Origin of the sequence: Kitasatospora cathayae (assembly GCF_027627435.1) — a bacterium.
In the GTDB taxonomy this organism is placed as follows: Bacteria; Actinomycetota; Actinomycetes; order Streptomycetales; family Streptomycetaceae; genus Kitasatospora; species Kitasatospora cathayae.
Window position 1 is genome coordinate 5,425,424 of the sequence record NZ_CP115450.1, and the last position, 19,207, is coordinate 5,444,630.

At 72.3% G+C, this 19,207-nt stretch carries 20 protein-coding genes; 13 read left to right on the forward strand and 7 right to left on the reverse strand.

Translation table 11 applies throughout. From position 1 onward, the window contains the following. Nucleotides 1-350 precede the first annotated feature (350 nt). Nucleotides 351-1,751 (forward strand): glycosyltransferase 87 family protein, encoded by a 1,401-nt coding sequence (locus tag O1G21_RS24230; RefSeq protein WP_270146689.1) that lies wholly within the window; start codon nucleotides 351-353, stop codon nucleotides 1,749-1,751. 113 nt (nucleotides 1,752-1,864) lie between these two features. Here the strand turns inward: O1G21_RS24230 and O1G21_RS24235 are convergent, their stop codons facing one another. Then, the gene (locus tag O1G21_RS24235; RefSeq protein ID WP_270146690.1) at nucleotides 1,865-2,281 is read right to left on the reverse strand and encodes an SsgA family sporulation/cell division regulator; all 417 of its coding nucleotides are present in this window, start codon (nucleotides 2,279-2,281) and stop codon (nucleotides 1,865-1,867) included. 434 nt (nucleotides 2,282-2,715) lie between these two features. Between O1G21_RS24235 and O1G21_RS24240 the strand changes: the two genes are divergently transcribed. Together O1G21_RS24240 and O1G21_RS24245 are read left to right on the forward strand one after the other, a co-directional pair. Further along, nucleotides 2,716-4,140, forward strand: a complete 1,425-nt coding sequence (locus O1G21_RS24240; RefSeq protein WP_270146691.1) for an RDD family protein — start codon at nucleotides 2,716-2,718, stop codon at nucleotides 4,138-4,140. Nucleotides 4,141-4,251: 111 nt separating this feature from the next. Then, the gene (locus O1G21_RS24245) at nucleotides 4,252-4,998 is read left to right on the forward strand and encodes an RDD family protein (RefSeq protein ID WP_270146692.1); all 747 of its coding nucleotides are present in this window, start codon (nucleotides 4,252-4,254) and stop codon (nucleotides 4,996-4,998) included. A gap of 34 nt (nucleotides 4,999-5,032) precedes the next feature. On the opposite strand, the gene O1G21_RS24250 is transcribed toward O1G21_RS24245, so the two are convergent. Next, nucleotides 5,033-5,281: a hypothetical protein gene (locus O1G21_RS24250; RefSeq protein ID WP_270146693.1), complete on the reverse strand. Its 249-nt coding sequence runs from the start codon at nucleotides 5,279-5,281 to the stop codon at nucleotides 5,033-5,035. A gap of 200 nt (nucleotides 5,282-5,481) precedes the next feature. Between O1G21_RS24250 and O1G21_RS24255 the strand changes: the two genes are divergently transcribed. The 4 genes from O1G21_RS24255 (at nucleotide 5,482) to mycP (ending at nucleotide 9,503) form a co-directional block, all read left to right on the forward strand. After that, nucleotides 5,482-6,180: an endonuclease V gene (locus tag O1G21_RS24255; RefSeq protein WP_270146694.1), complete on the forward strand. Its 699-nt coding sequence runs from the start codon at nucleotides 5,482-5,484 to the stop codon at nucleotides 6,178-6,180. Nucleotides 6,181-6,277: 97 nt separating this feature from the next. After that, nucleotides 6,278-6,718, forward strand: a complete 441-nt coding sequence (locus tag O1G21_RS24260) for a hypothetical protein (RefSeq protein WP_270146695.1) — start codon at nucleotides 6,278-6,280, stop codon at nucleotides 6,716-6,718. Between the two features lie 29 nt (nucleotides 6,719-6,747). Next, nucleotides 6,748-8,181 carry a WXG100 family type VII secretion target gene (locus O1G21_RS24265; RefSeq protein WP_270146696.1) on the forward strand — a complete coding sequence of 478 codons (1,434 nt, stop codon included), beginning with the start codon at nucleotides 6,748-6,750 and terminating at the stop codon, nucleotides 8,179-8,181. Between the two features lie 86 nt (nucleotides 8,182-8,267). Further along, nucleotides 8,268-9,503: a type VII secretion-associated serine protease mycosin gene (gene mycP, locus O1G21_RS24270; RefSeq protein WP_270146697.1), complete on the forward strand. Its 1,236-nt coding sequence runs from the start codon at nucleotides 8,268-8,270 to the stop codon at nucleotides 9,501-9,503. A 157-nt stretch (nucleotides 9,504-9,660) separates the two neighbouring features. Here mycP and O1G21_RS24275 read toward each other — a convergent pair whose 3' ends face one another. Then, on the reverse strand, nucleotides 9,661-10,326 hold the full coding sequence (locus tag O1G21_RS24275) for an NAD(P)-dependent oxidoreductase (protein ID WP_270146698.1): 666 nt from the start codon (nucleotides 10,324-10,326) through the stop codon (nucleotides 9,661-9,663). Nucleotides 10,327-10,451: 125 nt separating this feature from the next. Between O1G21_RS24275 and O1G21_RS24280 the strand changes: the two genes are divergently transcribed. Both O1G21_RS24280 and O1G21_RS24285 read left to right on the forward strand, forming a co-directional pair. Then, nucleotides 10,452-10,835, forward strand: a complete 384-nt coding sequence (locus O1G21_RS24280) for a winged helix-turn-helix transcriptional regulator (RefSeq protein WP_270146699.1) — start codon at nucleotides 10,452-10,454, stop codon at nucleotides 10,833-10,835. Nucleotides 10,836-10,941: 106 nt separating this feature from the next. Then, complete coding sequence (locus O1G21_RS24285) at nucleotides 10,942-11,523, forward strand: DinB family protein (protein ID WP_270146700.1); 582 nt, start codon at nucleotides 10,942-10,944, stop codon at nucleotides 11,521-11,523. A 67-nt stretch (nucleotides 11,524-11,590) separates the two neighbouring features. On the opposite strand, the gene O1G21_RS24290 is transcribed toward O1G21_RS24285, so the two are convergent. Both O1G21_RS24290 and O1G21_RS24295 read right to left on the reverse strand, forming a co-directional pair. Then, the gene (locus O1G21_RS24290) at nucleotides 11,591-12,031 is read right to left on the reverse strand and encodes an RNA polymerase sigma factor (protein ID WP_270146701.1); all 441 of its coding nucleotides are present in this window, start codon (nucleotides 12,029-12,031) and stop codon (nucleotides 11,591-11,593) included. 462 nt (nucleotides 12,032-12,493) lie between these two features. Further along, a complete protein-coding gene (locus O1G21_RS24295) occupies nucleotides 12,494-13,027 on the reverse strand; it encodes a hypothetical protein (protein ID WP_270146702.1) in 534 nt (177 codons plus the stop codon). 256 nt (nucleotides 13,028-13,283) lie between these two features. On the opposite strand from O1G21_RS24295, the gene O1G21_RS24300 reads away from it, so the two are divergent. Beyond that, nucleotides 13,284-14,288 carry a hypothetical protein gene (locus O1G21_RS24300; RefSeq protein ID WP_270146703.1) on the forward strand — a complete coding sequence of 335 codons (1,005 nt, stop codon included), beginning with the start codon at nucleotides 13,284-13,286 and terminating at the stop codon, nucleotides 14,286-14,288. Nucleotides 14,289-14,313: 25 nt separating this feature from the next. On the opposite strand, the gene O1G21_RS24305 is transcribed toward O1G21_RS24300, so the two are convergent. Next, on the reverse strand, nucleotides 14,314-14,907 hold the full coding sequence (locus tag O1G21_RS24305) for an isochorismatase family protein (RefSeq protein ID WP_270146704.1): 594 nt from the start codon (nucleotides 14,905-14,907) through the stop codon (nucleotides 14,314-14,316). 204 nt (nucleotides 14,908-15,111) lie between these two features. Further along, entirely contained in the window at nucleotides 15,112-16,428 is a 1,317-nt protein-coding gene (locus O1G21_RS24310) for a nicotinate phosphoribosyltransferase (RefSeq protein ID WP_270146705.1), read from the reverse strand. A gap of 141 nt (nucleotides 16,429-16,569) precedes the next feature. Here O1G21_RS24310 and clpS point away from each other — a divergent pair, with 141 nt between their 5' ends. The 3 genes from clpS (at nucleotide 16,570) to O1G21_RS24325 (ending at nucleotide 19,194) form a co-directional block, all read left to right on the forward strand. Next, nucleotides 16,570-16,863, forward strand: a complete 294-nt coding sequence (gene clpS, locus O1G21_RS24315; protein ID WP_270146706.1) for an ATP-dependent Clp protease adapter ClpS — start codon at nucleotides 16,570-16,572, stop codon at nucleotides 16,861-16,863. Nucleotides 16,864-16,946: 83 nt separating this feature from the next. Beyond that, a complete protein-coding gene (locus tag O1G21_RS24320; RefSeq protein WP_270146707.1) occupies nucleotides 16,947-17,519 on the forward strand; it encodes a DUF2017 domain-containing protein in 573 nt (190 codons plus the stop codon). Between the two features lie 220 nt (nucleotides 17,520-17,739). Beyond that, entirely contained in the window at nucleotides 17,740-19,194 is a 1,455-nt protein-coding gene (locus tag O1G21_RS24325; RefSeq protein WP_270146708.1) for an amino acid permease, read from the forward strand. The last annotated feature ends 13 nt before the right edge of the window (nucleotides 19,195-19,207 follow it).

Below are 19,207 nucleotides of genomic sequence, written 5' to 3' on the forward strand. Positions count from 1 at the left end.
AACGGGCCCCCTCCGGCCGGGCCCTTCCTTAGCCGGGCCCTTCCTCAACTGCGGCCCAAGGGACCCTTCACCGCTCGGTCAACCCGTCGAACCGGCCCCTCATCGCGGTTGGCGTCGATGGCGCGGGTCGGCCGTTTGCCTGTCGCCGCGGCCCCTGGGCGGGTGACTCCGGCTGGGGCCATTCGGCTCCTCCAGGCCTCCCCGACTGCCCCGGCCGTCCGTGCCCAGCCCGCAGCCGAGCACGGCCGGTCGGGGCACTTTCGTCACTTTGCGTAGTCGCTCGTGCCCAGGACGGGGCGGGTCGCATCCGGTATCGTCGCTGGTTGGCCGAGCGGTGGACGGAGTGGACAGTGACAGCGGTGCAAGACGAGCGCAGCCCGGTGCGGACCGTACCCGCCCCTTCGCCCGCCCCCCTGTCCGACCGGCTGCGGATCGCGCTCGGCGCCCCCGTGCGCGCACTGCGTGAGGCCCCCCGCCGCCCGATGCTGGTCGCCTCGTCCTTGGCGCTGCTGTCGCTGGTCGTGTACGCAGTGGTCCGCCACTTCGTCCACACCTCGATGGTCGACATGATCGTCTACCGGGCCGAGGGCGCCGCCGTCGCCCACGGCACCGACCTGTACGCGCTGCGCGTCACCGAGTGGAACCTGCCCGCGACCTACCCTCCGTTCGCCGCGATGCTGTTCGTCCCGACCACCTGGTTCCCGATCCCCTTCCTCCGGGTGGCGATCACTCTCGGCAACCTCGGACTGCTCGCCCTGCTGGCCCACCTGTCCTTCAAGCTGGTCGGCTGGCCGCGCCGCGAGCTGCGGCCGATCGGCGTGGTCCTGGTGACCGGCCTCGGCGTCTGGCTCGAACCCGTCTTCACCACGCTCCGGTACGGCCAGATCAACCTCGCGCTCGGCTGCCTGATCCTCTGGGACCTCACCCGGTCGGACGGGCACCGCAGCAAGGGCGTGGCGATCGGCATCGCCGCCGGCATCAAGCTCACCCCCGGCCTGTTCGCCGTCTACCTGCTGATCACCGGCCGGGTCCGGGCCGCCTTCACGGCCGCCCTCACCTTCCTCGGCACCTTCCTGCTCGGCACGCTCTTCCTGCCCGACGCCACCTGGGGCTTCTGGACCAAGTACCTCTACGACTCCTCCCGGGTCGGCAAGACCGAGATCGTCGACAACCAGTCGCTGCGCGGCGCCTTCGCCCGGCTGCTGCACACCTCCGACCCCGGCATCCTCGCCACCCTCGGCGTCGGCCTGGTCGCGCTGGCCGGCCTCGCCGTCGCCGCCTGGGCCGCCCGCAGCGGCCGCTGGCTGCCCCGGGCCGAGGCCTGGGGGGTCTGCGTCGCGGCCGTCACCGCCGTGCTGATCTCCCCGATCAGCTGGACCCACCACTGGGTCTGGTGCGTACCGATGCTCGTCCTGCTCGCCGCCGAGGCCTCCGTCGAGCACGCGCGCCCGGCCGCCGTCCGCCGGCTGCGCTGGCGGGTCGCCTTCTGGGCCACCCTGCTCGCCTTCCTGTCCTTCGCGATGTGGGCGGCGAAGCCGCTCGGCGCGGCCGTCCTCCACATGTCGCCACTGCGCCAGCTGCCCACCTCGATCTATCCGTGGGTCGGGCTCTGCTTCCTGCTCGCCGCGGCCGTCCGGATAAGGGCCCGGAGGCGCTCCGCCGGCGCCCCGCTGGTCCGGCTGCCCGGACAGCGCGACGGCGGCGGCCCGGACTCCGCCCGCGGTCGTCAGCAGGCCCCCGCGGCCCGCTGAGCCGGCGGGGGCGCCGTCGCTCCTGCCACCTCCGTCCCGCGCGCGCCGGAGTTCCCGGGCGGCGCGGACTTCCTGGACGTACCGGTGCACGCTGCGGCGCACGACCGGCACGCCTACGCGAGCAGCTCGGCGAGCGAGCCGTCCATGTCGACGGCGGCCAGCTCGCTGCCCGGCGGGACCAGCCGGTGCGCCCGCTCCAGCCAGGCCGCGACGGCCGGCAGCGGAGCCTCCAGCAGCGCGTCCCCGGCGGGCGAGCTCAGCGCCAGGCACAGCACGCTGCGTCGGCCCGAGCGGGTCGGCCAGATCCGCACGTCGCCCTGGCCGCACGGGCGGAAGGTGCCCTCGACCAGCAGCTCGCGGGCGAACACCCAGGTCACCGGGGAGCCGGTGTCCAGGTGGAAGGTGATGTACACCGCGTACGGGTCGTGGCTGCCGTAGGTCAGCCGGGCCGGGACGGGGACGCTGTGCTCCGGGGAGAGCACCAGGTTCAACTCCAGTTCGTGCTCCACGACGCTGACGGGGCGGTCCATGATCGTCTTCCTCTCTGCCTTCGGTCGGTGCCCGGTTCGGGGCCCTGTGACCTTTGAGAGGGCGGTTCGTTCCGGCTCTTACACGCGTTTGCGGGATTTCTCCGGGAAGTTTCGCGCGGGGGGCGTGCGGGGGTGGTGAGGGGCCGGGGTGGCGGCGTGCGGGCGCCCGTCGTGCGCCCGGTTCCTTACCCCGGGCGGCCCTGCGTTGTCCGGGGAATCGGCAACTTCTCGTCGGCACTCCGGGGAGGCACTACCCTTTGTGACTACCCGGCGACTGTCCGCCTTCGGTGGTGCCCCCACGCGCGCCGAGCGTCGCCCTGATCCGTTCCGACCCGTTCCGACCTGTTCCGATCTGCGTCGACCCGTTTCGGCCTGCCGAGGCCCCGGCCCGCCCCCCACGGCCCTCGTCAGGACCTGACAGGAGAGAAGACCCCATGACGGACCGCTCCTTCGCCGCCGACGGCGACCCGGCCGTCGCGCCCGAGCCCGGCTACTACCCCGACCCCTCCATCCCCGGCTTCGTCCGGTACTGGGGCGGCTCGGCCTGGGTGCCGGGCACCACCCGGCCCGCGCCCGCCGAGGGCGAGGTACTGCAACCGCCCCGGTTCGTCTCCCGGCGGCCCGCCCCCGACGTGGCGGCGGCGGCGCGGACGGTGCCGCCTCCGGTGGTGTCGGGGCCGGCGCCGGGGCCGGGGGTGTCCGCGCCATCGCCCTCGCCCAACGAGTCGCCGAGCCCGTTGCCGTCCTCGTCACCGTCCCCGTCGCCGTTCCGGGGGGTTCCGGGCTCCGGTGACACCGGGCCGGTGTACCTCGACCAGACCACCGGCGGGGCGTCCTTCGTGGTCGGGCCGCGGGTCGCGGAGGTGATCGGCGGACCGGTGTTCCGCACCGTCGAGCCCGCTGCGGAGGAGGCCGCCGGGGTGTCCGGGGCCTCCGGATGGCAGGCGGACCCGCGGGCGCAGCGCGGTCTGACGGAGACGGGCGGGTCTCCGCGCTGGGTGTCCTGGGGAGTGCTTCCGGGGGCGCCGGAGGAAGAGGAGGGGCGCGCGGAGGCGGAGCGCGCTCCTGTTGCCGTGGAGGTGGCCACGGCCGTCGCACCCGCCGTGGCGGTGGCGGTCCGCGAGGTGCCGGCGCCGATCGCGACCGCCGTCGCGGTGCCGGTGGTCGAAGTGGCGGCCGAGGTGGCGGCGGAGGAGCTGACCGTTCCGGCCCGTGCGGAGGCTTCTTCGGCCGGGGCCGCAGTCCCGGCCCCGGTGTCGACTCCCGTCCCGGTTCCGGTGCCTGGGCCGGCCGCGGCTCCCGCCGCCCCGCTGCCCGTGGTGCGGCCGGCCCGGGAGGCCACCGTCCGCCGCCGTCGGACGGCCCCGGTGCCCGCCGGGTTGGGGCGGCGGCTGGTGGCCCGGGTGGTGGACACCGCGGTGCTGCTGGTGGTCGCGGTCGCGGCCGGGATCCCGCTCGGAAGCTCGGTCTCCGACCACCTCCAACAGAAGCTCGACCAGGCCAGGATGGCCAGCTCCCTCACCCGCCGCCAGGTGCAGGTCTGGCTGGTGGACGACGTGGTGCTGGGCAAGCTCGCCGCCCTGCTCGGCATCCTGGTGTTCGTCAGCCTGGTCTACGAGGTGCTGCCGATCGCCCGGACCGGTCAGACCTTCGGCAAGCGGCTGGCCCGGATCCGGGTGGTGGACGCCACCGCCATCGGTGACCGGACCCGGCTGAGCCTCGGTCGCTCGCTGCTGCGGTGGATCGTCCGGCAACTCGGCGTGGTGCTGCTGCTCGGCCTCGTCTGGCCGGTGTTCGACCGTCCGGCGCGGCGCGGCTGGCAGGACCGGGCGGCCCGGACCCGGGTGGTCCGTGGCTGAGGCCGCCGTGCCCGTTCCCGGGGCCGCCCGCGTACGCCGGGGCCGGTCGGCCGATGGCAAAACGGATTGAATGTCCCAAGCCTTGAGAATGTGTGATGTTCTACTCGGGGGATGAGCACCCACGACCCCTCAGGCCCCCAGCCGGAGGGGGGCGGTCAGCCCTCCTCCGACAAGCGGCCCCCGACCCCGGGCGGCGGCACGCCGGAAGGCGAACCGCCGCGCCCCACCCCGTCCGAGGGCCCGTCCGGCACCCCCGGTGGCACCCCGTCCGAGGGCCCCGGCGCCTACCGGGGCAACTACGGCGGACCGACCCACGGTCAGACCCCGCACGGCCAACCGCCCCACGGCGGACAGCCGTACGACCAGCCCCCGCCCGGCTACGGCACCGGCCCCGGCATGTACGGCACCCCCGGCGGCGGCCCCGTCCCCGGCATGCCGCCGATCGGCACCTGGCCCAAGCGGATCATCGCCCGCCTCATCGACTACGTCCTCATCCAGGCCGTCGGCGTCATCGTCGTCGGACTCTTCGTCGACCTCGGCACGCGCCAGGGCAGCACCGAAGCCTTCTGGCTCGGCTGCGCCATCTACCTCGTCTACGAGGCCCTGATGCTCAGCCGGGACGGCCAGACCCTCGGCAAGAAGGCGATGAAGATCCGCGTCGCCATGCTGATCGACGGGAACGTACCCGCCCAGTCCGCCGCCTGGACCCGGGCCGCCGTCTACATCCTCCCGGCCGTGCTCTGTTGCGCCGCCCTGTGGTGGATCATCGACGGCCTGTTCGGCGTCTTCGACAGTCCCTACCGGCAGTGCATCCACGACAAGGCCGCGAAGACCGTGGTGGTCACCACCGAGGTCTGACCGCGGCAGCGGGACGACGGCGCCCGGCGGCGGATCAGCGCTGCCGGGCGTACTCGTGCCCGGCAGCGGCCGGGGAGGCCCCGGAACCGTCGGCGACCGCGGCCGAGCGGGTTGAGACGGACAGCGAGAGCACCGTCACCCCGGTGCCGAGCGCCAGCGCGAACCCCACCAGCACCGCGACCTCCAGGACGCCCGAGGCGCCGGAAACGGCCAGCAGTGCCACCGTGGTGGCGACGACGGTGAACGAGCCGAGGCAGTACTGGGCAGCGGACGGACGCGGCATGGCGGGGGTCCTTCGCACGTCGGGGAAACGGGCGGGAATGGTGCCGGCTCCAGGAGTCCTACCCGGCAAGGGAGTTCGGCACGACCAGGCTAGCTGGCGGGGTCGGTGGCACAGGGGGCGCACGGGCTCACCCCGGGGTCGTCCACACCCCTCGGTACGGTGGAGCCCGTCCGACACCACGCAGACCGGGGGAACCGACCGTGCCCATCCCCGCCGACTGGCCCACCACCGAGGCCCAGGCGCTCGCCGAACAGGAACGGCTGCGGCCGCTCGTCCGGGCCGAAGACGACGACGCCCCCTGCCGGCTCATCGCCGGGGTCGACGTCGCCTACGACGACGACCACGACCTGGTCGTCGCCGCGGCCGTACTGCTCGACCGGGACACCCTGGACGTCGTCGAAGAGGCCACCGCCGTCGATCGGATCGCCTTCCCGTACGTCCCCGGACTGCTCGCCTTCCGCGAACTCCCCGCCGTCCTCGACGCGCTGGCCGCCCTCACCCGCACCCCCGACACCGTCGTCTGCGACGGCTACGGCCTCGCCCACCCCCGCCGCCTCGGCCTCGCCAGCCACCTCGGCGTCCTCACCGGACTGCGCACCCTCGGCGTCGCCAAGACCCCCTTCGCCTTCGACCACCACGACCCCGCCCCGGACCGCGGCTCCTGGACCCCCCTCACCGACCCCGCCACCGGCGAGGAGGTCGGCCGGGCCGTCCGCACCCGGCCCGGCGTCAAACCCGTCTACGTCTCCGTCGGCCACCGCATCGGCCTCGACACCGCCGTCCGCACCACCCTCGACCTCGCCCGCCGCTACCGGCTGCCCGAGACCACCCGGCACGCCGACTCCCTCTGCCGCCGCGCCCTCGCCGAAGCCCAGCGCACCCGGACGACCGCGAACTGACCGTGCACCGGGCGGGATTCGGGCCCGGTGTGTTAGACATGACACCGGGGCCCGGTCGGCCCCGAACGCCAGGAACGGACGCACGGGGGGCGCCGCCATGGGATCAGGTACCGGCTCGACCGGCGGAGCCAACCAGGGCTACCGCGTCGAGATCGAGCAACTGCGCACCTTCGCCGGCCAAGTACGGCTGCTGCTCAAGGAATTCGAGAAGGACGCCAACGGGAACGCCACCCACGGGCGCAGCGGCCTCGGCAAGACCGCGTTCGGCACCTTCGCCGAGGCCACCGAGATCCACGACCGCTACAGCACCATGCGGGACGCGCTGCGGGACGTGCTCAACCAGCTCCAGAGCGCCGTCAACGACGCCCAGCGCAACGCCGAGCTGACCGCGACCAACTACGAGGAACACGACCAGCACGTGGCCACGAACCTCAAGCTCTCCGGCGACGGCTGGTCCGTGGCCCAGCCCTCGGCCAGCAGCGAGGCCGCGTACGAGCAGAACCAGGTCCCGTCCCAGCGCGGCAACGCCACCATCTGACCAGCCATCCGACCGGAGGTGAACCACCCGTGGTCTACACCGACTTCACCAAGTACAGCCATGCCGATCTCCGTAAGATGGCACAGGCCCTCGACCCCGGCGCGGTGATGGCCGCCGGCGACCCCTGGCGCAAGGCGGCGACCACCCTCAAGGAGATCCGCAAGACCCTCACCACGGTCAGCACCGAGGCGGCCGGCACCTGGGAGGGCACCACCAGCGACTCCTTCCACACCTCCATGCTCACCCTCGCCGCCAGCATCAACGAGGCCGCCGCGTACGCGAACGACGCGGCCAACACGCTGCACAACATGTCCGAGGCGATGGCCACGGCCAAGCGGGACATGCCCGAGGAACCCGGCAACTGGGACAAGTTCAAGGACACCGTCGGCGACGTCTTCAGCACCGAGGACGACCACATCCAGCTCACCGACCGGAAGAAGGCCGAAGCGGCGGCCGTCATGCAGACCCTCGCGATGCACTACCGCATCGCGACGCCGGCCCTGAAGGCTCCGACTTTGAACCTCAAGCCGGCGAAGCGGGGTGATCCTGACAAGACATCACAAGACGACTCGAGTGGGGCGGCCGCTGCAGTCGCGGCGATGGTGTCGGGTACCTCTTTCGGATCTGGCGGTACTTCGGTGAGGTCGGCGGTTGCCAGCGCGCCGCAGCGGTCTCGGGCTTCTGCACCATCGGTGGTGTCCAGTCCTCCATCAAGGAGCGCGTCCACCCCGACCGACCCGGGCATCAAGGGAGGCAGGGCGCAGGCACCGTCGAAGCCGTCGACCGCAGCAAGCAGCAGCTCCGGTGCCGGTATTTCGGGCACGCCGGTCTCGCGTCCGAGCGGAAGTGTCCCGAGCCCTGTTACTTCCGGGACCCAGACGTCAGGCCTGAGCACGACGTCGGTCACGGGTCTGGTGACTGGACCGATCACGGGCGGCGGTGGACAGCCGACCGTGAGCCCTGTGGGGCCGACTGTACAGACTGCTCCGGTCGGGCCCGGCTTTGGGCAAGGCAAGACCGGATTCGGCGACAAGGGATTCCCCAGTAGCTCGACGCCGCTGGAGGGTTCGGGTCCACGTGGAGGGAGAGCCGCTAGCGTCGGCGGTGGCGGTGAGATCTACCCGGGCGTCGGGGCTGGGGGCCGTGGAACGCCCGGCGCCAAGCAGGTCGGTGGATCCCTGGCCAAGCCCGGTGGTGCTGTCCGTGAGACGGCGCCTCCCGGCGGTGGAGCACGCGGCAAGCAGGCCTTCACCGAAGGAGGATCCGGACTGGGGGCTCGCGGTCGGCTGGGTGCCGAACCCGGGGCCCGTAGCTCGGGAATCATGTCTCCCGGGATCCCGATGAGTGAAGCGCAACGCCGAAAGAAGGACCACGGGAAGGACGGAGAGCGTCCGGACTACCTCGTGGAAGACGAGGAGACCTGGGCGTCGGACAAGTCGGCCAATCCAAACGTGGTGGAATGAGGCCGGTCCGCAAACGGACGGGTGATCTGATCGCATCCCGCAGGTCGGTGATCTGCGGGATGCCTCGTTGAGTGGGGTGACCGGGTTTGACGAGCCGCCTGTTGGCGCGTGGTACGGCGGTCCTCGCCGCTGGAGCAGTGGTCTGCGTCGCCGCCGCACCAGTGGCATCGGCTGATCAGATCAGGGACCAGCAGTGGGCTCTGAAGACCTTCGAGGCGGAGGCCAAGGTCTGGCCGGCCAGCCAAGGTGACGGGGTGATCGTCGCCGTGATCGATACTGGAGTGAACCAAGATCATCAGGATCTGACCGGGCAGGTGCTTCCCGGGGCTGACTTCTCCGGCGGCACTACGGACGGTCGTGTGGACGCCGACGGTCACGGCACTGCTATGGCGAGCCTGATCGCGGGACATGGGCACGGGGCAAAGGCAGGCGTTGCGGGCCTGGCGCCGAAGGCGAAGATCCTGCCGGTGAAGGTAGGAACGCAAGGCGATGATTCCACTCCTCAGCCCGCCGCATTCGCGGACGCGATTCGTTTTGCGGTGGATCACGGTGCGAAGGTCGTCAATATCTCCCTCGGAGGGAAGGACTTTCGCTTCGATTCGAAGTTGCGTAAGGCCGTCAACTACGCGGTGTCGAAGGACGTTGTGCTGGTTGCTGCCGCAGGCAACACCGGCGCGAATATGGATGTCGAATATCCGGCAGCCTTTCCAGGGGTGGTAGCCGTCGGGGCAATTGACTCCAAAGGGGCGGTGTGGGAAAAGTCCACATCGGGTCCTGAGACCACGCTCGTCGCGCCCGGGGTGGACATCTACCACGCCACAGCGAAAACCTCGACGGGTTATGGGGAGGGAGACGGTACCTCTGAGGCCACTGCCTACGTCTCTGCCACTGCGGCGCTCATCCGGTCCAAGTACCCGAACCTGTCGGCGGGACAGGTGATCAACCGAATGATCAAGTCGGCGACTGTTCCCGCGAACGGGACCGTGGTGCCGAACGATCACTACGGCTACGGCATTGTCGCTCCCGCGAAGGCGCTTGAGCCGAACTCTGCCGTGGACAACGGGCCGAAGGAGAACCCGTTGGTGAAGCGACTGGAGTCGAAGGGCACACCGCCGACCGACGATGACAGCGATTCCGCCGACCAGCCCTCCGTAGCCCCCGAAGCCACCTCCACCAGCAGTGGCAGCGACAACACCGGCCTGGTGATCGCCGCCGCGGCCGCCGGTGTCGTGGTGCTCGGCGCGGCCGCGGCCGCGGTGCTGATGGCGAGGCGCCGCCGCAAGCGTGCCGCTGCGCCGCCCTATGGTGGGCCCGGTCAGTGAGTGCTGAGCCAGTCGTCCCGTAGGGCGGCCATGTGGAGGTCGTCCCAGTGGTGGGCTTGGCGGGCGCTGGGCCGTGCAGGGTGGGTTTCACCGCGAGGGCTGAGGGGTTCGTGGCCATCGGCCCAGGATGCCTGCGGGGCCCGATTCGTGCCGGGATCTATTCGGCGACGGCGATCTGCTCCCGGTGGTGGGTGGGGGTGGTGAGTTCGTCGACGAGGGCGACGGCGAGGTCGGCCTGGGCGATCCGGGGGCCGAGGACGTGGGGGCCGCCGACCCGGTAGCGGCCGGTGCCGGGGGCGGTGCGGTCGAGGTCCATGGGCGGTGTGACGACGACCCAGTCGAGGGTGCTGGGGGAGTCGTGCAGCAGGTCGAGGGCGGCGGAGTGGCCGAGCGAGAAGGTGCGGTGGGCTTCGGGGAAATCGGGGTCGTCGTGGACGGCGACACCGGGGGCGGTCTGCAGGGTGGTGGCGACGCCGACGCTGAGCAGGCGGGGGACGCCGGCCCGGCCGAGGCCGGTGACGAGGGCAGTGGTGGCGGCGCGGTAGAACTCGCCGGAGGGGGTGTCGGGGGTGTAGACGGAGGCGATGGCGGCGCGGTGCCCGAGGGCGGTGGCGGCGACGGCGGCGGGGTCGGTGACGTCGCAGCGCACCAGGGTGACGCCGTCCGCGGCGAGGTCGGCGTGGCGCTCGGGCTCGCGGACGGCGGCGGTGACGGTGAGGCCGCGTCGACGGGCCTCGGTGACGACGGCGCGGCCGACCTGGCCGCCCGCGCCGTAGACGATGACGTCCGCGCGCTGCTGCTGCCGGGGCGTGGTGCTGGTCATGGGGGTCTCCGGTGGGTCGGTCGCGGACGCGTCGTCCGCCGTTGCCGTGACGGTAGACCGGGGGGTGCCGGTTACTTCAACGGAACCGGCTTCTCCGGGTCCGGCGGCCCGGGTACCGTCGGGGCATGACGCAGACCGTGCCGGCGCCGCTGCCGGCGGATTTCTTCCCGGCCGACTGCCCGGTGCAGTCCGTGCCGGTGCTGGGCAGCCGCAAGTGGGCTTGGCGGATCGTCCGTTGTCTGGAGGGCGGTCCGCGCCGGTTCTCCGAGCTGCGGGTGCCGTTGGCGGGCATCACCGCGAAGGTGCTGGCGGAGTCGCTGCGTTCGATGGAGCAGGACGGCGCGGTGGTGCGCACGGAGTACGCCGAGAACCCGCCGCGGGTGGAGTACGCGTTGACGCCGCTGGGCCGGACGCTGCTCGGGCCGATGGACGCGGTGTGCGAGTGGAGCCGCGAGAACCTGGGGAGCCTGCTGGCGGCCCGGTTGGAGTACGAGCGCGCGGAGCGCTGAGCCGGTCTGGTGCGGCGGACGGCGGGAAGGCCGCTGGCAGTATTTCGGCGGTCGCTGGCGTCCTTGCCGCTGGTGGGCCGGGGTGCGGGGCCGCGATGCTGGGCCCATGAGCACTCCTGAGAACCTCGCCGGCCCCACCGACGCCGGCCCCACCGACGCGATCGTCCCCGACACCAAGGACTGGACCTGGGTGCTGGAACGTCCCTGCCCCGACTGCGGGTTGGACACCCCGGCGGTGGCCGCCACGGACGTCGCCGGGATGGTCCGGGACAACGCGCGGAGCTGGCTGGCGGTGCTGGCGGGCGACGAGGACGGGGTGCGCCGTCGGCCGAGCCCGGAGGTCTGGTCGCACCTGGAGTACGCCTGCCACGTCCGGGACGTCTTCCGGCTGTTCCTGGTCCGGCTGGACCTGATGCTCGACCAGGACGGCCCGCTGTTCCCGAACTGGGACCAGGACGAGACGGCGGCCGCAGAGCGCTACTGGGAGCAGCGGCCGCAGGTGGTGGCCGGGGAGCTGGCGGAGGCCGGGGAGGCGCTGGCGGCGGCGTTCGAGGCGGTGTCGGGCGAGCAGTGGCAACGGACTGGGGACCGCAGCGACGGGGCGCGGTTCACGGTCGAGTCCTTCGCCCGCTACCTGATCCACGACCCGGTGCACCACCTGTTCGACGTGACGGGCGAGCGGGTCTGACGCGGCCGGGGCGGCTCACCAGGGGCGGCTCACCGGGCGGCTCACCGGCGCGGCTCGGCAGGGCGGCTCACCAGCCGGAGGCCTCGTGCAGCATGGTGCGCCGGAGCCGTCCGGCGACGCTGGCGGTGTCGGTGCCGATGACGTCGGCGATCTCGGGGGCGGCGAGGCCGACGACGTAGTGCAGGATCGCCAGGTCGTCGTCGGCGGGGTGGCGGTCGGGGGCGGCGACCGGCTGCCGGGTGTGTTCGGCGACGGTGCCGCGCAGGATCTGCCAGGCGAGCGCGGTCGGGTTCGGACTGGTGAGCAACTCCCGCCACTGCAGCGCGATTTCGGCGAAGGCCTGTTGGACGGCGGTGGCCGCGTCGGCGTGCTCGGTCAGCCACACCCTGGCGTAGCTGAGGTACCGGGGACGGTGGAGTTCGCAGAAGGCCGCGAACTCCAGCGGTACGTCCTCCGGTTCGCCGGGCCCCGGGGGAGGCTCGGCCGCGCTCGTGTGACGATTGGTCATCTCGTCTTCTCGGAAGGGGAGATGGACTTCTGGCGGTCGATCATCTGTGCTCACTCTACGGTAGGCCCTCGGTGCGCTGGGTGACCAATCTGATGGAATGCCCGGAACCCGCCGACGCTCGGCCGGTTCCGTTGACGATCGGTGCGGCGCGGCGGCGGTACTGCCGGTCGGGGGCCGGTCGGGGGTGTGGTGCGCAGTGCTGCGGGGGACGTAGGTGCGAGCGTGTCGGGGCTGGTCAGAGGGTGTGGGCGGCAGTATTCGCACGGCAGTTGAGGTGTCACCGTAGGGCCTGTCGGGGCCGGCGTCCACGCCCAGGGCGCGAAGCCGGGCGCGCGCAACCGCCTGTGCAACCGCACTCACGACGGGGGTTGCGCCGGGGCGGGAGGGGGTGGGGGGCGTCGAGTGCGCCCCGGCGGCTCGCGGCGACCGGGGCGCGGGTCGGGGCGGCGCGCTGCCGCCCGGTCAGGACTTCGGGAGGACCTCCGTGGGGGAGATCCGGTCGTCGGCGCTGTGGCCACGCTCGACCTGGGTGGGGAACGACTCGCCGGCCCGGCACCGGGCCGGCTGTGCTGCGGCCGCCGCAGCCCCGGTCGCGGCGTGCCCGCCGCCCGGGTGCGCCCCCCCGGTGCGGGGCGCGCCGGGGTGCGCCCCCGTCTCGCGCCGGCGGCGGCCGAGCGCGACCCGCTCGGCGTGTTCCTCGGCCGCCTGTCTAGCGGCCAGGTAGGCCTGCACGGCGGCCATGCCGTAGACCGGCTGGATCAGCTGGTGCCCCTTGAAGAAGGGTCTGGCCGGGGCGAACCCGGCGGCGACCACCAGGTCGCGGATCTCCGCTATCTCGGCCTCGCTCCGGGCGGTGAAGCGGACCTCCCAGCCCTTCTTGTACGTATGGCCCTTTTCACCGCTGCGGCGGGCCGGGTCCGGGCGGCGGACGTATCCGGGCAGACGGCCGAGGCGAAGCTGGGCCGCGCGGAGGCCGGCGGTCTCGTCACGTGACATGACGTAAGCCTAGGCAATCCCGGAGGCGCGATTGACGTCCGGAGGGTCCCTCGCCGTATGCCCTTGATCACCCTGGGTCAGACGGCCAGGTCGGCGATCGTTTTCGAGCAAATCTGATAGCCGTATGAACGTCATTTACTCCAAATGGGTGAGGGTATGGGGACTTTAGTGCAGGCTGGTCCCGGTTTCGCGACGGTTGGGTAACAGTGCGTCAGGCTGTGTCACGCGCGGCGCGCCGGTTGGGGATGGTGTCGGCATGAGCTACCGGATCCCCACGCCGCCGCCTTCCCTGGAGGAGCTGGCGCAGCGTCAGCAGAACGTCGTCACCGCGAGCCAGCTCCGCGCCCGGGGCGTGCCGGCCCGGGTCATCACCGAGCACTGCCGCCGGGGCGGCCCCTGGCAGCGGCTGCTGCCCCGGGTCTACCTGCTGCAGTCCGGCGATCCCACCCCGGAGCAGCGGATGTGGGCCGCGCTGCTGTACGCGGCGCAGAACGGCCGGCAGGAGGGCCGCCGCGAGGGCGCGGTGATCACCGGCGCGGCCGCCCTGGCGCTGTACGGCTTCGCCAGCGTGCCCCGGCTGCCCGCGGTGACCGGGGTGGACGTCCTGGTGCCCCGTCAGCGTCGGCTCAAGGACGCCGGTGACGTGCGGATCCTGCGCACCGAACGGGAGTTGGTGGCCCGCTCGGTGCACGGCCTGGCCTGCGCGCCGGTCGCCCGGGCGGTCGCGGACGCGCTGTGCGAGTGGACGGCGGACGGGGACGCGGCGGTGCCGGTGCGCGAGGTGCTGCGGGAGGCCGTCGCCCGTCCGGAGAGCCGGTGCACGGTGCGGGAGTTGGTCACCGAGCTGGTCGATTCCGGACTGACCGCGGAGCCCCGGGTGCGCGCCGCCCTGGACGAACTCCTCTCGGCGGAACGGGACTTCGTGCTGGAGCAGGTGGACCGGCTGGTGGACGAGTGGCTGCTGCCGGCCCCGCTGGCCGGCCCGGAGCTGCGGATGCGCGGCGGCACCTACATCGGCATCCCGGACCTCTACTGGCCGGAGCGCGGCGTCGCGGTGGAGGTGGACTCGGACCTGCGCTGCGTCAGCGAGGGCGAGGCCGCCTGGGTGCGCGGCGGGCAGCACCGGATGGAGTACCTGGGCATCCGCGTGGTGTACGTCTCCGGCGCCCGGCTCGCCGCCGACCCGGAGGCGGTCGGCGGCGAGCTGCGCGAGGCCTACCGGGCCGGCGGGACGGAGGTGGTGGAGCTGCTGGTGGTCTGAGCGCCGTCCCCGCGCCGAGTACGACTCAGGACGGACGGACCACCGGCTGGCCGACCAGCTCGACCCCGGCCGCCCGCAGCTCCTCCAGCGCGGCGGCGGTGGTCTCCGGCGCCACCCCGGCGGTGAGGTCGAGCAGCACCCGGGTGGTGAAGCCGGCCCGCACGGCGTCCAGGGCGGTGGCCCGGACGCAGTGGTCGGTGGCGATGCCGACCACGTCGATCTCCTCGACCTGCCGCTCGCGCAGCCACTCCACCGGGCCGCGACGGTTCTCGTCCAGCCCCTCGAAGCCGCTGTAGGCCGCCGAGTAGGCGCCCTTGTCGAAGACCGCCTCGACCGCCCCGGAGATCACCGCGGGCGCGAAGTTGGGGTGGAAGCCCACGCCCTCGGTGCCGGCCACGCAGTGCACCGGCCAACTGGAGACGTAGTCCGGCTCGGCGGAGAAGTGCTCGCCCGGGTCGATGTGGTGGTCGCGGGTGGCGAGGATGTGCTGGTAGCCGGGGGAGGACTCGGCGATCAGGTCGGTGATGGCGGCGGCCACCTCGGCGCCGCCGGCGACGGCCAGGCTGCCGCCCTCGCAGAAGTCGTTCTGCACGTCGACGACGATCAGTGCCCGGTGCATGGCTCGCATCCTCGGATGTGGGGGCGGTGCGCCCCGGTGGCGGGGTCCTCGCGGACGCCGGACGGCTCGGGAGGGCCCTGGGGACTCTACGGCTGACTCTAGGGAGTGGCGCGCGGGGGCGGAAGGTCTGTGGCGCGCGGCGGCGGCGGGTCCGTGACCCGTCGCCGGGCCGCGCGGCCGCCCGTGGGGGGCGGATCGGGGGGATCAGTCGATCAGCTCGGTGGGGATGACCGGGTCGCCCTTGGAGAGCTGGGTGGCCGACAGCGGCAGCGCCGCGCGGGCCCGGACGTGCCGGTCGCGGGCGGCGGTCAGCGGCTCGCGGCCGACGGTCTCGCCGGCCAGCACCAGCGGCACCTGCATCAGGTGCGACCGCAGCTCGTCCGGGACCGGCCCGGTGCCGATCACCTCGGCCTCGGCCACGCCCTCGGCGTCGGGCCGACGGGCGGCCCACTTGCGGCCGCCGATGCTGGTCTTGCCGCCGGCCGCGCGCTTGGCGACCGGTACCAGCGGGCCGTCCGGGGTCTCGGCGCGGGCGACCAGCTTGTAGACCATCGCGCAGGTCGGGTGACCGCTGCCGGTGACCAGGCTGGTGCCGACGCCGTAGCCGTCCACCGGGGCGGCGGCGAGGGCGGCGATCGCGTACTCGTCCAGGTCCGAGGTGACGATGATCCGGGTCTGCTCGGCGCCGAGCTCGTCCAGCTGGCGGCGGACCCGGTGGGCCAGCAGGGTGAGGTCGCCGGAGTCGATCCGGACCGCGCCCAGCTCGGGGCCGGCCACCTCGACGGCCGTGCGGACCGCTTCGTGCAGGTCGAAGGTGTCGACCAGCAGCGTGGTGCCCTTGCCCATCGAGGCGATCTGGGCCTGGAAGGCGTCCCGCTCGCTGTTGTGCACCAGGGTGAAGGCGTGCGCGGAGGTGCCGGTGGTCGGGATGCCGTGGGTGAAGCCGGCCTCCAGGTCGGAGGTGGCGGCGAAGCCGGCGATGTAGGCGGCCCGGGCGGCGGCGACGGCGGCCTGCTCGTGCGCCCGGCGGGCACCCATCTCGATCACCGGGCGGCCGCCGGCGGCGGCGGTCATCCGGGAGGCGGCGGCCGCGATCGCCGAGTCGTAGTTGAGGATGGACAGGATCACCGTCTCCAGGATCACCGCCTCGGCGAAGCTGCCCTCGACGGTGAGCACCGGCGAGCCGGGGAAGTAGACCTCGCCCTCGGGGTAGCCGTGGATGTCGCCGCGGAAGCGGTAGTCGGCGAGGAACCGCAGGGTGTCGTCCTCGACCACGCCCTGGTCGGACAGCCAGTCCAGCTGGGCGGTGCCGAAGCGGAAGTCCTCGACGGCGTCCAGCACCCGGCCGGTGCCGGCCATCACGCCGTAACGGCGGCCGCCGGGCAGGCGTCGGGTGAACACCTCGAAGACGGAGCGGCGGTGCGCGGCCCCGCTGCGCAGGGCGGCCTGCAGCATGGTGAGCTCGTAGCGGTCGGTGAGCAGCGCGGTCGACCCGGCCGCGCGCACTGAAGTGGCGTCCATGAGGATGATGCTACTACCACTTAGCGTCAGAGTGACGATTTCTCGTCGCGAGGGCCGGGCCGGAATCGCCCGGGTGTCCCCCGGATGGCAGCATGGGCCATGAGGAATGACGGAACGAGTGTGCAACGAGGAGGCCCGGCGGTGAGTGTCGCGCCCGTGGAGATCGAGCGCCCGGAGGTCCAAGGACAACCGGTGACCGAGCCGGACACGCCCTGGGTGACCATCGTGCACAACGACCCGGTCAACCTCATGAGCTACGTCCAGTACGTCTTCCAGGCCTACTTCGGCTACCCGAAGGACAAGGCCCGGAAGCTGATGATGGACGTGCACACCAAGGGCCGGGCAGTGGTCTCCAGCGGCTCCCGCGAGGAGATGGAGCGGGACGTCCAGGCGATGCACGGCTACGGTCTGTGGGCGACGCTGCAGCACGACTGACCGCCCATCCGGCGCACAGTGACTGTCCGCCCGCCGGTGCGGCGGTGCGGCCGAAGACGACGAAGACGGGCTGACCGATACAGATGGCTGGGTTGTTCGAGAGCGCCGGCGGTGGTGGCGCGGCGATCGTGCTGGACGAGGTGGAGGCCTCCATCCTGCGGTCGCTGGAAGTGCAGATGCTGGAGCTGATCGGCCCCGGCCCGGGCGGGGACGGCGACGACCCGCTGGCGGCGCTGTTCGCCGAGGGCCCGACCGAGGCACCCGCCGACCCGGCGCTGGCCCGGCTCTTCCCGGACGCCTACGGCGACCCGGCCGCGCCGGACGACGCCGAGAGCCGGGCCGCCTCCGGGGAGTTCCGCCGCTACACCGAGCTCGACCTGCGGGCCCGCAAGCGCGATGACGCGCTCCAGGTGGTCCGGGCGCTGGACGGCCTCGGCGGCGCCGGGGTGCTCAAGCTGGCCGCCGCCGACTGCCTGCACTGGCTGGGCGCGCTGAACGACCTGCGGCTGACCCTCGGGGTGCGGCTGGAGGTCTCCGAGGAGGACGAGCAGGGCCTCTACGAGCTGCCGGACAGTGACGAGCGCAAGCCGCTGGTGATGGCCTACCTGTGGCTGGGGGCGCTCCAGGAGTCGCTGCTGGAGGCGATCACCGACTGACCGCCGAGCGGTTCCCCCCCACGCTCCAGGGCGATCCTGCCCGCTTTCGGGCAAGCCCCGGCCGCTCCGTCCAGCATGTGGACGATCGGCCGGGGCATTTTCGCATAAATCGGGCAAAACATAGCAGGTCATGCTCAAATATCGCTCAGATGAACACCGGTATCCGGACCGTGCGTGGTACGACTTCACCCCACGAACGAGACCCACCAGGACGGTGACCATGGCCGAGCAGATCTACGATCAGGTGGTCGACGAGAAACCGGACGAGGAGGGATACGAGCGGGGACTGGGCAGCCGCCAGATACAGATGATCGCGATCGGCGGCGCGATCGGCACCGGCCTCTTCCTCGGCGCCGGCACCGCCATCTCCAAGTCCGGACCGAGCCTCATCCTCTCCTACGCGGTGGCCGGCCTGGTGATCTTCGTGATCATGCGCGCCCTCGGCGAACTGCTCACGTACCGCCCGGTCTCCGGCAGCTTCGCCGAGTACGCCCGAGAGTTCCTCGGCCCCTTCGCCGGCTACGTCACCGGCTGGACGTACTGGCTGTTCTGGGTCGTCACCGGCATGGCCGAGACCACCGCCGCCGCCGTGTACGTCAAGTTCTGGGCACCCGGCATACCCCAGTGGGCCAGCGCACTGACCTTCCTCGTCATCCTCTACGCGGCCAACCTGATCTCGGTGAAGCTCTTCGGCGAGATCGAGTTCTGGTTCTCCATGGTCAAGGTCACCGCCATCATCGGCATGATCCTGATCGGCATCGGCGTACTGACCCTCGGCTTCAGCAAGGCCGGTGACACCGCGTCGATCGGCAACCTGTGGCAGGACGGCGGCTTCTTCCCCAAGGGCATCGGCGCCACCGTGATGACCCTGCAGATCGTCATGTTCGCCTACCTGGGCGTCGAACTCGTCGGCGTCACCGCGGGCGAGAGCGAGAACCCCGAGAAGACCCTGCCGCGCGCCATCAACACCCTGCCCTGGCGCATCGCGCTGTTCTACATCGGCGCCCTCGTGGTCATCCTCTCGCTCGTGCCCTGGCGCGAGTTCCAGCCCGGCGTCAGCCCGTTCGTCGCCGCCTTCGGCAAGATCGGCATCCCGGCCGCGGCCGGCATCATCAACTTCGTGGTGCTCACCGCCGCACTCTCCTCCTGCAACTCCGGGATGTACTCCACCGGCCGCATGCTGCGCGACCTCGCCCTGCGCGGCCAGGCCCCCGGACGGCTCACCAAGCTCAACAGCCGCCGCACCCCGGCCTTCGCGATCACCCTCTCCTGCCTGCTGATGGGCGCCGGCGTGGTGCTCAACTACCTCGTCCCGGCACGGGCGTTCGAGTACATCACCTCGGTCGCCACGGTCTGCGGACTGTGGACCTGGGCGATGATCCTGATCTCCCAGATCCGCTACCGCAAGGCCTGGCGGGCCGGCCACCTGCCCCCGCCCACCTTCAAGGCCCCCGGCGGCGCCTGGGTCAGCTGGACCGCCCTCGCCTTCCTGGCCCTGGTCGTGGTCCTCATCGGACTGGACAAGGACAACCGGATCTCGCTGTACGTCTTCCCGGGCTGGGCCCTGCTGCTGGTGATCGGCTACCAGCTGCTCAAGCGCCGCAACCCGCAGGCCGTCCACGCCCAGTCGCACGACCACCTGCACGCCGTCAACGGGAACGTGGACACCCACTGACCGCGCCTCGGAC

What these genes read in the sequence shown, in the direction of transcription:
- O1G21_RS24325 (WP_270146708.1), top strand. Translation starts at nt 17,740, where the DNA reads ATGGCCGAGCAGATCTACGATCAGGTGGTCGACGAGAAACCGGACGAG.
- O1G21_RS24260 (WP_270146695.1), top strand. Translation starts at nt 6,278, where the DNA reads ATGGGATCAGGTACCGGCTCGACCGGCGGAGCCAACCAGGGCTACCGC.
- O1G21_RS24240 (WP_270146691.1), top strand. Translation starts at nt 2,716, where the DNA reads ATGACGGACCGCTCCTTCGCCGCCGACGGCGACCCGGCCGTCGCGCCC.
- O1G21_RS24245 (WP_270146692.1), top strand. Translation starts at nt 4,252, where the DNA reads ATGAGCACCCACGACCCCTCAGGCCCCCAGCCGGAGGGGGGCGGTCAG.
- O1G21_RS24300 (WP_270146703.1), top strand. Translation starts at nt 13,284, where the DNA reads ATGAGCTACCGGATCCCCACGCCGCCGCCTTCCCTGGAGGAGCTGGCG.
- O1G21_RS24280 (WP_270146699.1), top strand. Translation starts at nt 10,452, where the DNA reads ATGACGCAGACCGTGCCGGCGCCGCTGCCGGCGGATTTCTTCCCGGCC.
- O1G21_RS24275 (WP_270146698.1), bottom strand. Translation starts at nt 10,326, where the DNA reads ATGACCAGCACCACGCCCCGGCAGCAGCAGCGCGCGGACGTCATCGTC.
- O1G21_RS24250 (WP_270146693.1), bottom strand. Translation starts at nt 5,281, where the DNA reads ATGCCGCGTCCGTCCGCTGCCCAGTACTGCCTCGGCTCGTTCACCGTC.
- O1G21_RS24310 (WP_270146705.1), bottom strand. Translation starts at nt 16,428, where the DNA reads ATGGACGCCACTTCAGTGCGCGCGGCCGGGTCGACCGCGCTGCTCACC.
- O1G21_RS24290 (WP_270146701.1), bottom strand. Translation starts at nt 12,031, where the DNA reads ATGACCAATCGTCACACGAGCGCGGCCGAGCCTCCCCCGGGGCCCGGC.
- O1G21_RS24285 (WP_270146700.1), top strand. Translation starts at nt 10,942, where the DNA reads ATGAGCACTCCTGAGAACCTCGCCGGCCCCACCGACGCCGGCCCCACC.
- O1G21_RS24235 (WP_270146690.1), bottom strand. Translation starts at nt 2,281, where the DNA reads ATGGACCGCCCCGTCAGCGTCGTGGAGCACGAACTGGAGTTGAACCTG.
- O1G21_RS24305 (WP_270146704.1), bottom strand. Translation starts at nt 14,907, where the DNA reads ATGCACCGGGCACTGATCGTCGTCGACGTGCAGAACGACTTCTGCGAG.
- O1G21_RS24320 (WP_270146707.1), top strand. Translation starts at nt 16,947, where the DNA reads ATGGCTGGGTTGTTCGAGAGCGCCGGCGGTGGTGGCGCGGCGATCGTG.
- O1G21_RS24295 (WP_270146702.1), bottom strand. Translation starts at nt 13,027, where the DNA reads ATGTCACGTGACGAGACCGCCGGCCTCCGCGCGGCCCAGCTTCGCCTC.